At 65.0% G+C, this 10,773-nt stretch carries 10 protein-coding genes and 1 riboswitch; of the genes, 2 read left to right on the forward strand and 8 right to left on the reverse strand.

Annotated features, from left to right (window positions below):
* Positions 1 to 48 precede the first annotated feature (48 nt).
* The 6 genes from AC1DS5_RS20700 to ahcY form a co-directional block, all read right to left on the reverse strand.
* A complete protein-coding gene (locus AC1DS5_RS20700) occupies positions 49 to 1,374 on the reverse strand; it encodes an alpha/beta fold hydrolase (protein WP_477720136.1) in 1,326 nt (441 codons plus the stop codon).
* Between the two features lie 86 nt (positions 1,375 to 1,460).
* Positions 1,461 to 2,186, reverse strand: coding sequence for a TetR/AcrR family transcriptional regulator (locus AC1DS5_RS20705; protein ID WP_477720137.1), 726 nt, complete (start codon positions 2,184 to 2,186; stop codon positions 1,461 to 1,463).
* A 61-nt stretch (positions 2,187 to 2,247) separates the two neighbouring features.
* Positions 2,248 to 2,859 carry a septal ring lytic transglycosylase RlpA family protein gene (locus AC1DS5_RS20710; protein ID WP_477720138.1) on the reverse strand — a complete coding sequence of 204 codons (612 nt, stop codon included), beginning with the start codon at positions 2,857 to 2,859 and terminating at the stop codon, positions 2,248 to 2,250.
* A gap of 177 nt (positions 2,860 to 3,036) precedes the next feature.
* On the reverse strand, positions 3,037 to 3,870 hold the full coding sequence (gene metF, locus AC1DS5_RS20715) for a methylenetetrahydrofolate reductase [NAD(P)H] (RefSeq protein ID WP_477720139.1): 834 nt from the start codon (positions 3,868 to 3,870) through the stop codon (positions 3,037 to 3,039).
* A gap of 9 nt (positions 3,871 to 3,879) precedes the next feature.
* Positions 3,880 to 4,878: a TlyA family RNA methyltransferase gene (locus tag AC1DS5_RS20720; protein WP_477720140.1), complete on the reverse strand. Its 999-nt coding sequence runs from the start codon at positions 4,876 to 4,878 to the stop codon at positions 3,880 to 3,882.
* 202 nt (positions 4,879 to 5,080) lie between these two features.
* Positions 5,081 to 6,511 carry an adenosylhomocysteinase gene (gene ahcY / locus AC1DS5_RS20725; RefSeq protein WP_477720141.1) on the reverse strand — a complete coding sequence of 477 codons (1,431 nt, stop codon included), beginning with the start codon at positions 6,509 to 6,511 and terminating at the stop codon, positions 5,081 to 5,083.
* Between the two features lie 103 nt (positions 6,512 to 6,614).
* A riboswitch (S-adenosyl-L-homocysteine riboswitch) is annotated at positions 6,615 to 6,687 on the reverse strand.
* A gap of 65 nt (positions 6,688 to 6,752) precedes the next feature.
* Here ahcY and AC1DS5_RS20730 point away from each other — a divergent pair.
* Entirely contained in the window at positions 6,753 to 7,568 is an 816-nt protein-coding gene (locus AC1DS5_RS20730; protein WP_477720142.1) for an HAD-IIB family hydrolase, read from the forward strand.
* Between the two features lie 130 nt (positions 7,569 to 7,698).
* Here the strand turns inward: AC1DS5_RS20730 and AC1DS5_RS20735 are convergent, their stop codons facing one another.
* Positions 7,699 to 8,946, reverse strand: a complete 1,248-nt coding sequence (locus AC1DS5_RS20735; protein ID WP_477720143.1) for an MFS transporter — start codon at positions 8,944 to 8,946, stop codon at positions 7,699 to 7,701.
* Positions 8,947 to 9,049: 103 nt separating this feature from the next.
* Between AC1DS5_RS20735 and AC1DS5_RS20740 the strand changes: the two genes are divergently transcribed.
* On the forward strand, positions 9,050 to 9,613 hold the full coding sequence (locus tag AC1DS5_RS20740; protein ID WP_477720144.1) for a TetR/AcrR family transcriptional regulator: 564 nt from the start codon (positions 9,050 to 9,052) through the stop codon (positions 9,611 to 9,613).
* Between the two features lie 166 nt (positions 9,614 to 9,779).
* Here the strand turns inward: AC1DS5_RS20740 and AC1DS5_RS20745 are convergent, their stop codons facing one another.
* Complete coding sequence (locus tag AC1DS5_RS20745) at positions 9,780 to 10,742, reverse strand: Bug family tripartite tricarboxylate transporter substrate binding protein (protein WP_477720145.1); 963 nt, start codon at positions 10,740 to 10,742, stop codon at positions 9,780 to 9,782.
* Between the last annotated feature and the right edge of the window lie 31 nt (positions 10,743 to 10,773).

A 10,773-nucleotide genomic window follows, 5' to 3' on the forward strand; every position in this document is an offset into this window, starting at 1 on the left:
TCTTTCTGTCGTGAGGGTGAAAAAGGTTGTGCAGCGGGATGGATGCCATTACTGTGGGAAGCGCTCCTGGAGCCAGGCGCCGAGCCGCCGGCCGGCCTCCAGCCGTCCGGGCTCTTCACCGGGCGACAGCGCACGGCCGTGGTGGTCGCCGCGCACGCGCAGATGGCGCTTGTCGGTGCTCGCGAGCGATTCGAAAATCTGCCGCACGTCGCCCGGAAAGCAGGCCTGGTCGCCGGTGTACTCGACCACCAGCACCGGTTGCGTGATGGCCGCGGCGGTCTTGGCCAGCGTGGCGTTGGACGAAATGCCCGACCAGGTGGAAAGCCAGCTCTCCGGCGTGCACTGCCGCGCAAAGCCGACCGCGCCATAGTTGGAGGCAAAGGGTTCGGCACCCCACAACGATCCAAACTTGCGGTCCGACGGGTCCAGCGACAAATCAAGGCAGCGCAAATCGCCATCAGTGCGCCACACGTTGATGATGGGCGTGTGGCCCGCCAGCCGCCGGTCTTCGGCACTGGCGCCGTTATCCGCGCCCTTACCCGAGCCGTCAACCGCGGCCTTGACGCGCCGGCGCGCCGCCAGGCGCCGCTCGATCAGTGCGCGGGCCGTGGCGTCCAGGCGGGCGACACGGTCACGCTGGGCTGCCCGGTAGCGCGCCACAAACTCCGGTGAATAGCGCGTGGCTTTCGGGCCGGCATAGCCGTTCGCCGGATTGAGCGGGTCGAGCGAGGCATCAACCGACAGCGCATCATTTTCGTCGGCCACCGAAGGGTCAATGCAGTTCATCAGCAGCGCGCCCTGCCCCGGGTGCGGACCGATGAACACCATGCCATCGGGCACGGGCATGTCCAGCTCTGCCAGCTGGGTAGGCTTGCCGCCGGGTGTTTTGGCAATGCGCGCCTCGCCCGGCAGTGCGGCCTGCTGCGCGTAGAAGGCATACAGGCCGGCACCGCCCGAATTGCCCAGCAGCACGATGCGCCTGAAGCCGCGCGACCGGAGATAGGCCAGGCCGGTGGCCACGTCGTGCAATGCAAATTCGTGCTCAAGCCGCAGGTCGTTACCGACCGAGCGCGGCGCCTGCGACCAGGCGGCGTAACCCGCCCCGACGATGTCCGGGATGAGGTAATGGCAGGCCATGAATTCCCGCGGGTGCATGACGCACACGACGGTGTCGCTCGGCGTGGCGGGCTGGTACAGCGAGCCGCTGGTGGCGGCGCCATCGGCGGTGCGCAACACCACATTGGTCGTGCGCGTGCCTTGCGGCACATCGCACGGGTTCCAGTCGGTATTCAGAAATCCCGCGGTCGCCTGTGAGGCGGGCAGTGACGCGGTGTTCGCGGTGCTCGCGGTTTTGCCTGGATCGGTTGCTGTCATCTGTCAAGCCGCAGCGCGGCCCCCGTCATTGATTTGAACCAATGATAGGGATATTTGACAGTAACGTCAATTATTTGACGTTAGTGTTAACCCGAATGCCGGAACGGCTTCTTTTTCAGGTGGTTGTCGAAAGCGGTCAGCGCATCGCGCATCTGGCTGACCGCCTCTTCCACCGACCCTGCACGTGCGCGTTGCGCGTGGTCGGGCAACAGCGCACGCAGGCTGAAGTCGGCGATGGACTCGGCCACGCCGCTGGCCGGCACATTGCCTTTGGCGTCGAACCACCAGGCGCACCAGTTGCACATGCCGATGATCGAAAACGCGGCGATGTGGGCGTTGGTGTCGCGAAACTGGCCTTCGTCGATCCCGCGCTGGATCACCCGCACAAAGTGCTCCAGCACCGCGCGGCGGGCCGCCTCGGCCGCCGCCCGGTGCGGCTCGGGCAGGTTGCTCTCGCTGCGCTCCACCACCCGGAACTGCAGCGGATGCGAAAGAATGAGGCCCGCATGCTGCAGGATCAGCTGCCGCAGCGCATCCCGCGGCGGCAGGAGATCGCGCTCCGAAACACTCGCGGCGAGCAGGCTGGCTTTTTCGGTGACTTCTTCGGTCAGCGCTTCCAGCATCGACTCCTTGCTGGGGAAGTAGTAATAAAGCGCCGTTCGGCTGACACCGACCGCGTCCGCGATGTCATTGATGTTGGTCCCGCCGAAACCTTTTTCGATAAACAGCAGGGACGCCGCGTCCAGGATGGACTGGCGCTGCGCGTCGTTGCGCGTGGGCCGGGGTCTGGCTTCTTTTGCTTTGCTCGTCATGTTCAAAATGTAGCGCACTCGCGCGCTGCGGGACGCGGCAGCCAGGAGCCCAAAAGCCCCGCTACAGGGCGTTGCCCGCTGACCGGCCCTGGCGCACCTTGCGCGCGCGGCGCTTTTTGGTCACCACCGGCACTGGCGCCTCGACTATCGGCGTGGATTCCGGCACCAGCAGCAGCACGTCTTTCACACCCAGCCCCATCATGCCCAGGGCCTCGGCCGCGGCACGGCTCACGTCGATGACCCGGCCCGCGCCGAAGGGGCCGCGGTCGTTGATGCGCACCTCGACCTCGCGCCCCGTCACCAGGCTGCGCACACGCACCAGCGTGCCGAAGGGCAGGGTCTTGTGGGCTGCCGTCAACGCATGCATGTCGTAGCGTTCACCGCTGGCCGTGCGCCGGCCATGAAAGCGCGGCCCGTACCACGATGCCTGGCCGCGCTCGAGTTCGCGGGGTACCTCGCCGGCCAGCAACTCCGGCTCGGGCGCCACGGACGGGTTGGCCGGCGCGGGACCACCCATCGGATCTGCCGGTGCCGTCGGAGCAGTGACGGCAGGCTTGGCGGCCGGGCCGGGTGGAGCGCTCGCAGGCGGCCGTCCTGGCGGGGCTGTCGCACAGCCCGCCAGCACGGCCAGCAGGCTTGCAACAATCCAGACCCTGATAGCGCCCTGGTGCACAGGCTTACCTAGTGCAGTGTTGCACGCTATCTGGAACATAAAACCGCGTCTTTTGCGCCATGGCAGCGTTACAAATCCGCGCGATACCTGCGGGTATCGCTGTGGTTTGCGCCTTGCCCTGACCCAAAATCCATCGCTTTTATTGGTCCCATCAAGCATGCAACACTGCACTAGCCATCAGGCCTTGTACTGCAAACGCCGAAGGATCTCCGTCGTCGCAGCGGCCTGGTTCATCGTATAAAAATGAATGCCGGGCACGCCAGCCGTGCAGAGCTGGTCGCACAGTTCGGTGACCACGTCGAGGCCAAAGCTCTTGATGGACGCTGTGTCGTCGCCGAAGCCCTGCAGCCGCAGGCGGATCCAGCGGGGGATTTCCGCGCCGCAGGCATCGGAAAAGCGCATGAGCTGCGTGGAGCTGGTGATGGGCATGATGCCGGGCACCACCGGCACATCCAGGCCAAGTTTGCGCACATCGTCCACAAAACGAAAGTAGGCGTCCGCGTTGAAAAAGTACTGGGTGATGGACGAATTGGCGCCGGCCCTGACCTTGGTGGCAAAAGCCTGCAGGTCGGCATCGGCCGACTTGGCCTGCGGGTGAACCTCGGGGTAAGCCGCCACTTCAAGGTGAAAAGCGTCTCCGGTTTCTTCACGGATGAAAGTCACCAGGTCGCTGGCGTAATGAAACTCGCCGCCGATGCCGTAGCCGCTGGGCATGTCACCGCGCAGGGCGACCAGGTGCTTCACGCCCATGGCCCGCAGGGTCGCCAGCTGCTGGCGCACCGTGACCTTGGTCGCGCCAATGCAGGAGAAATGACAGGCCGCGATCACGCCTTCGTCCAGGATTTCCTTGACGGTGCCGAAGGTGCCCTCTTGCGTGGAGCCGCCCGCGCCAAAGGTCACAGAACAGAACTCCGGCTTGTGCGCATACAGGGCCTGGCGGGTCACGCGCAGCTTGTCTGCGCCCTCAGGCGTCTTGGGAGGAAAGAATTCAAAACTGATGGGAAGATTCATCGCAAGATCTCAATCGTTGTCGGTTTTCTTGTCGCGCCGCTTGCCGCGCGCCGGTCCCGGCTGGCCCGCATGCGCGGCTTCCGGGTCTTCATGCGGTTCGCGCGAGGCAGCGCGCGGAAGGCGCTTGGGCGCCTTGCGTTGCGGCGCCGCGGGCAGCGGCTGGCTCTCGCCGGCGTTGTCGTGGCCCTTGACCGCATGAATGAAAAACTCGCGGTTGCCGTCACCGCCGTCAATCGGCGAAGCCAGCCAGGCCTTGACGTCCAGCCCCAGCGCAATGCACGCATCGCGCAGGCGCTTTTCCACGAACTCAAACAGCGCCGCTTCGCGCACAATGCCGCCCTTGCCAATCTGGCCCGGCTGCAGCTCGAACTGCGGCTTGACCAGCATCAGCACATCGCCGCCGGGCTTGAGCAGGCGCACCACGGCGGGGAGCACCAGCGTGAGCGAAATGAAGGACAGGTCACCCGTCAGGAAGTCAAAGTCCGCTTCGACGGGGGTCTCGGCGTCCAGCCCCGCTTCATCACCATCCCATTCGCCCTCATCAGCCTCCGCTTCATGGGCAGGACCAGCGATCAGGTCCATCGCCGTCATGGACCGGGCATTGACGCCTTCGATGCAGACGACCCGCGGGTCAGCGCGCATGCTGGCATGCAACTGGCCATGGCCCACGTCCACGCCCACCACCTGCGCCGCACCGTGCTGCAGCAGGCAGTCGGTAAAGCCGCCGGTCGACTGGCCGATGTCCAGGCAGCGCAGGCCGGTGACATCAACACCGGTGCTTTTCAGCGCCCCTTCAAGCTTCAGGCCGCCGCGCGAGATGTATTTGGCCTCGGTGTTGTCGAGCACCTGCAGCTCGGCGCCGTCTGGCACTTCATCGCCGTTTTTGGCAACCTTTTTCCACGCGCCATCTTCTTCCGCGCGCCACTGCACGCCCGAAGCAATCAGGCGCTGGGCCTGGGAGCGGGTGGTGGCAAAGCCGTGTTCGACGAGGAATAAGTCAGCGCGCATGTAGCTCCATGGAATGAACCCCACGCCCGAAAACATTCAGGCGGAGGCCTTGTCTTGCCCAGAGGGGCCCTGTCTTGCCCCCTCTCCCTTTGGGAGAGGGTTGGGGTGAGGGCCGGCGGCCTTAAAAAGACTCTCTTGACGACTGGCGCCGCCAGCCCTCACCCCTGCCCTCTCCCAGGGGGAGAGGGAGTAATGCTGTCGCTTAATAACGGTAGGTGTTGGCCTTGTACGGGCCGGCCTTCGACACGCCGATGTAAGCCGCCTGCTCGTCGCTCAACTCGGTCAGCATCGCGCCGACTTTCTTCAGGTGCAGGCGCGCGACCTTTTCATCGAGGTGCTTGGGCAGCACATAGACCTTGCCCACTTCGTAGTCGGCCTGCTTGGTGAACAGCTCGATCTGCGCAATCGTCTGGTTGGCGAAGCTGGACGACATCACGAAGCTGGGGTGGCCGGTGCCGCAGCCCAGGTTCACCAGGCGGCCCTTGGCGAGCAGGATGATGCGCTTGCCGTCGGGGAAGATCACGTGGTCGACTTGCGGCTTGATCTCTTCCCAGGTGCATTTCTCCAGCGAGGCGACGTCGATTTCGTTGTCGAAATGGCCGATGTTGCAAACGATGGCCTGGTCTTTCATCTTGGCCATGTGGTCGTAGGTGATGACGTTCTTGTTGCCGGTGGCGGACACAAAAATGTCGGCCTTGTCGGCGGCGTATTCCATGGTCACGACCTTGTAGCCTTCCATCGCGGCCTGCAGGGCGTTGATGGGATCGATCTCGGTCACCCAGACCTGGGCGCTCAGGGCACGCAGGGCCTGGGCCGAGCCCTTGCCCACGTCGCCGTAACCGGCCACGCAAGCCACCTTGCCGGCCACCATCACGTCGGTGGCGCGCTTGATGGCGTCGACCAGCGACTCGCGGCAACCGTAGAGGTTGTCGAACTTGGACTTGGTGACCGAATCGTTGACATTGATGGCGCGCAGGGCCAGCGTGCCCTTGGCAGACATTTCATTGAGGCGCAGCACGCCGGTGGTGGTTTCTTCGGTCACGCCGATGATGTTTTTCAGGCGGCGGCTGTACCAGGTCGGGTCTTGCGCGAGCTTGGCCTTGATCGAGTTGAACAGGCAGATTTCTTCTTCGCTCGTGGGCTTGGAGATCAGGCTGGCGTCTTTTTCGGCCTTGGTGCCCAGGTGCATCAGGAGCGTGGCGTCGCCGCCGTCGTCCAGGATCATGTTCGGGCCTTCTTCAGGCGTGCCCTTGGCGCCGTTGAATTCGAAGATCTTGTGGGTGTAGTCCCAGTAGTCGGCCAGGGTTTCGCCCTTGATGGCGAACACCGGCGTGCCGGCGGCGGCAATCGCGGCGGCGGCGTGGTCTTGCGTCGAGAAGATGTTGCACGAAGCCCAGCGCACTTCGGCGCCCAGAGCCTGCAGCGTTTCGATCAGCACGCCGGTCTGGATGGTCATGTGCAGCGAACCGGTGATGCGCGCGCCCTTCAAAGGCTGGGCTTTGGCGAATTCTTCGCGGATGGCCATCAGGCCGGGCATTTCGGTCTGCGCGATATTCAGTTCCTTGCGGCCCCAGGCGGCAAGCGAGATATCGGCAATGGTGTAGTCGGTGGAAGGTTTCAGGACAGCGCTCATACGGTTCTCCAAATTCAAACGTCAACTGGGCAAAATCGCCACGGGCAAGGCGCTTTCGAAGCAGTGGGGGAATTCAGTCATTCACCCGGCTTGAGAGAGCACTTGCGGGTGAGCGTGGTTGCAATGAAGTCCTGAGCCTGGTCCACGTGGTGTGGGTTGCAACGCTCCTCAGGAATCCGCCATTGTACCGAAGCCGGCCGCACCGCACCAGCGCCTGGAATCGGCATGCGAAAATTTCACGATGCAAGAACTCGACAACTGGCCCGCAGACGAGCGCCGCCGGATCTCCGGCTTTTTCACCGACATCGACGACACCCTGACCACCGAAGGCGCGATTACCCTTGATGCGCTGGAGGGCTTGGCTGAATTGAAAGCCGCCGGGTTCAAGGTGGTGGCGATCACCGGACGGCCCGTGGGCTGGAGCGAGCCTTTCGCGGCAAGCTGGCCGGTCGATGCCATCGTGGCGGAAAACGGTGCAGTGGCGCTGCTGCCGGATTCCCAAAACGCCGCGCCGCGGCCGCTCTCAAAAATCTACCAGCAGAATGCGGCCACGCGTGCAGCCAACTTCAGCCGCATGCAGGCCGTGCTGGCGCGCATTGAGCGGGAACTGCCCGGCATCCACCGCGCCACCGACTCGCCAGGCCGCGAAACCGACATTGCCATCGACCACAGCGAGTTCGCGCAGCTCAGCGACGCGCAGATCGCCGCCGTGGTGGCGCTGATGAAGAGCGAAGGCATGCACGCCACCGTGAGCAGCATCCACATCAACGGCTGGTACGGCGGCCACAACAAGCTCGAAGGCGCGCGCTGGATTGTTCGTAAACTCTGGCAGCGCGACCTGGACGCCGAGATGGGTCAATGGGTCTATGTGGGCGATTCGACCAACGACCAGCTGATGTTCAAGACTTTCGCCAACAGCGTGGGCGTGGCCAACATCGCGCGCTTTGTGCCGCAGCTGGCGCACCTGCCGCGCTATGTGACGCGGGGCGAGCGCGGCGCGGGCTTTGCCGAGGTGGTAAAGATTTTGCTCACCCCTGCTGACGCTCACTTCGTGTAGCGTCCCCTCCCCTTCCAGGGGACGGAAGAAACATCACCCCTATCGGACGCGCACTTCGTGTCGCGCCTTTTCCCCTTCCAGGGGACGGCGCCTGCGGCCTGGCAAAGCCAGTTCCGCGGCCCCTGCTGGATTAACGCAGGACGGCCGCGCGGCGCACTGAGCCCCATCGCAGCCAGGCGCCGAGAGCTGCCACCGCCAGCACCAGCGCGGCATAGCCCTCCACCGTGGCCGGCAGGCCCAGCGGCGCGATCAGCCGGCCGGCGAGCATGGCCGGCACGCTAAAGGCGAGGTAGCTGGTGGCATAGAGCGCGGCAAACAATTCTGCCCGCTGCTGCGGCTGCGCCAGCGGCGCCAGCGTCTGCACCTGCGCGGAAAAAGCCGAGCCGCCGCCGAAACCAGCCAGCGCCGTTCCCACAAAAAACAGGCCCACCGAATGGACGGCCAGCGAGACGGCCACCAGGCCGGCGCCCAGAGCGAGCCAGCTCATGCCGACGGCGCTCATGCGCGTGGGAGCCAGGCGCCTCAACAGCGTGGGTGAAGCGGCGCCCAGGCCGAAGAATGTCGCAATGGCCAGGCCGTTGACGATGCCGTTGTGGATGCCGAAGATTTGCTGCAGCACGGAAGGCACCAGCGACAGGTACAGGCCCGCGAGCGACCATACCGCCAGCATCGTCGGCACCCCGCGCACAAATTCAGCACGCGCCGCCACCGGCACCGAAATGCGCGGCACCAGCGAGGCCAGCGCGCCGGGGCGCGGCGTGACGCTTTCAGGGAGGAACAGCGTGGCCACCGCACCCGTCACGCAGATGGCGGCCAGCACGCCGAACACCAGCGGCACCGGATGCAGCGCGAGCTTGACGGCGATGCCTGTCAGCAAGGCGCCCACGGCCAGTCCCGCCAGCGGCGAGACGCTGCCTATCATCGCGCCCAGGCGTTTTTGCGCAGCCGGGGCCGCTTCCACCACCGCCGCCGTCAGCGCGCCGCTGACCATGCCGGTCGCAATGCCCTGGACGACGCGCGCGGCGATGATGCCGCCTATGCCCTCGGCCAGCAAAAAGGTCAGCATCGCGCCGGCCTGCAGCAGCAAGGCGGCAAACACCACGGGGCGCCGGCCTATGTGGTCGGACAGCGATCCGGCCACCAGCAGCGAGGCCAGCAGCGCAATCGCATAAATCGCGAATGCCACCGTCAGCAGCGCCGGCGAAAAGCCCCACTGCTGCTGGAACACGACAAACAGCGGCGAAGGCGCGCTGCCCGCCACGAAAAACGCGAACAGCAGGATCGCCAGCAGCGGGAAGGCGGCTGCTGGCGGCAGTTGCCAGCGAGCGGCGGTGGAGGATGAAGCGGGTTGCAAAGAGGGGGCGGCAGGTGCGGTCATGGGGAACACTCGACTTTCTTAAAGCGAATTTATTTGCGTTTGTGAATTTTACGCCCAGTTTTAAATTAACGCAAATATCGTTGCTTTAAGCTAGAATCAGCGCATGAACACCCCCACGACGCCCCAGATCAAACGCCCCGGCGGCCGCAGCGCGCAGGTGCAGTCCGTGGTGCGAAAAGCGCTGGAAGAACTGATTGCCCAGGAAGGCCGCGACAAAGTCACCGTGCCCGCGGTGGCCGAGCGCGCCGGCGTCAGCGCCTCCAGCATTTACCGGCGCTGGGGCGACGTGAACGGCCTGCTGGGCGAAACCGCGACCGAGCGGCTGGACCCGAACCGCCCGCTGCCCGAGACGGGCAACCTGAAAGCCGAACTCGCGGCCTGGGCCCGGGGGCTGATCACCCACCTCAACAAGCCCGGCAACACCTCGATGCTGAAGGCGGCGGCCGCGCTGGCCGGATCGGAAGAGACCAACTGCCTGAAAAACCGCCGCGCCGAAGCCACCGTGCTGGTGAACCGGGCCCAGGCGCGCGGCGACGCCACACCCAGCGTGCAGCAGGTGCTGGACCACATGATGGCCCCCATCATTTACCGGCTGATCTTTGGCTCCGGCGTCGAGCCGGCGTTGGCCGACCAGCTGGCCGACGAACTGTTTGCGCTTGTGGATTAGGCACACCCCTATCGAGGCTCACTTCGTGTAGCCTCTTTTCCCCTTGCAGGGGACGAGGCTTGCGGCCCGGCAAAGCCGGTTCCGCGGCCTCCACTGGATCAGACCGGGCCACCGGCACCGTCCCAGGGACGACACGCAGTGAGTCCCGATAGGGGTGTGCGCCAGTTCAGTTGGGCTTGGCCAACCCGAGCTTGTCGATCAAGACCTTCTCCCGGCCGACCGTGTCCTGCGCGAACTTCGTGTAGTCGGCCGAGCTCATGTAGTTGGGCAGCATGTCGTAGCGGCCCAGGGCGGCGACGTAGCTGGGTTCCTCCATCGCCTTCTTGAACGCGTCGTGCAGGCGCTTGACCACCTCGGGCGGCGTGCCCTTGGGCGCGCCTATGCCGAAGGGCGAGTTCTGCACGATGTCGTAGCCCAGCTCCTTCAGCGTGGGCGCATTGGGGAATTTGTCGAGGCGCTTCTCTCCCCAGGTGTTGAGCACGCGCAGCTTGCCGGCCTCGACCTGCGGCGCAAAGCCGGTACTGTCGGCGCCGGCCATCAATTGACCACTCACCAGGGCCAGCATCAAATCCGCACTGCCTTTATAGGGCACGTGCTGCAACTCGATGCCGGCCTTTTGCGCGATCAACTCGGTCGTCAGGTGCGGGCTGGTCAGCGTGCCGGTGGAGCCGTAGGTCAGCTTGCCGGGGTTGGCCTTGGCGTAGGCGACAAAGTCGGCCCAGGTCTTGAAGGGGCTGTCTGCCGGCACCACGATGCCGAAGGCGTAGCCGGTCACATTGATGACGTAGCTGAGGTCCTTGACCGGATCCCAGTTGATCTTGGTGGTGTAGCCGAGGCGGAACACGCCCAGCGGAATCTGCGCCAGCGTGTAGCCGTCGGGCGCCGAGGTTTGCAACTGCTGGGCCGGCAGGGTTCCGCCGGCACCGGGCTTGTTCTCCACGATCACCGCCTGACCCAGGATTTTTGAGGCGTTGTCGGCCAGCGAGCGCATGGTGATGTCGGTCGGCCCGCCGGCCGGGAAAGCGACGATCAGCTTGATGGGCCGGACCGGAAAGGTCTGCGCCTGTGCCGGCATGACCGCGGCGAACAGGGTCAAGGCGGCGGTGTACAGAAAGGGGCGGCGTTGCATTGGGCGTGTCTCCTGAAGCGGTGATGTTGCC

It is taken from the genome of Polaromonas sp. P4_H1 (genome assembly GCF_056400945.1).

Excerpts from the sequence above, each read along its gene's own strand:
- AC1DS5_RS20730 (WP_477720142.1), top strand. The coding sequence starts at position 6,753 with ATGCAAGAACTCGACAACTGGCCCGCAGACGAGCGCCGCCGGATCTCC.
- metF (WP_477720139.1), bottom strand. The coding sequence starts at position 3,870 with ATGAATCTTCCCATCAGTTTTGAATTCTTTCCTCCCAAGACGCCTGAG.
- AC1DS5_RS20745 (WP_477720145.1), bottom strand. The coding sequence starts at position 10,742 with ATGCAACGCCGCCCCTTTCTGTACACCGCCGCCTTGACCCTGTTCGCC.
- AC1DS5_RS20735 (WP_477720143.1), bottom strand. The coding sequence starts at position 8,946 with ATGACCGCACCTGCCGCCCCCTCTTTGCAACCCGCTTCATCCTCCACC.
- ahcY (WP_477720141.1), bottom strand. The coding sequence starts at position 6,511 with ATGAGCGCTGTCCTGAAACCTTCCACCGACTACACCATTGCCGATATC.
- AC1DS5_RS20740 (WP_477720144.1), top strand. The coding sequence starts at position 9,050 with ATGAACACCCCCACGACGCCCCAGATCAAACGCCCCGGCGGCCGCAGC.
- AC1DS5_RS20705 (WP_477720137.1), bottom strand. The coding sequence starts at position 2,186 with ATGACGAGCAAAGCAAAAGAAGCCAGACCCCGGCCCACGCGCAACGAC.
- AC1DS5_RS20700 (WP_477720136.1), bottom strand. The coding sequence starts at position 1,374 with ATGACAGCAACCGATCCAGGCAAAACCGCGAGCACCGCGAACACCGCG.
- AC1DS5_RS20720 (WP_477720140.1), bottom strand. The coding sequence starts at position 4,878 with ATGCGCGCTGACTTATTCCTCGTCGAACACGGCTTTGCCACCACCCGC.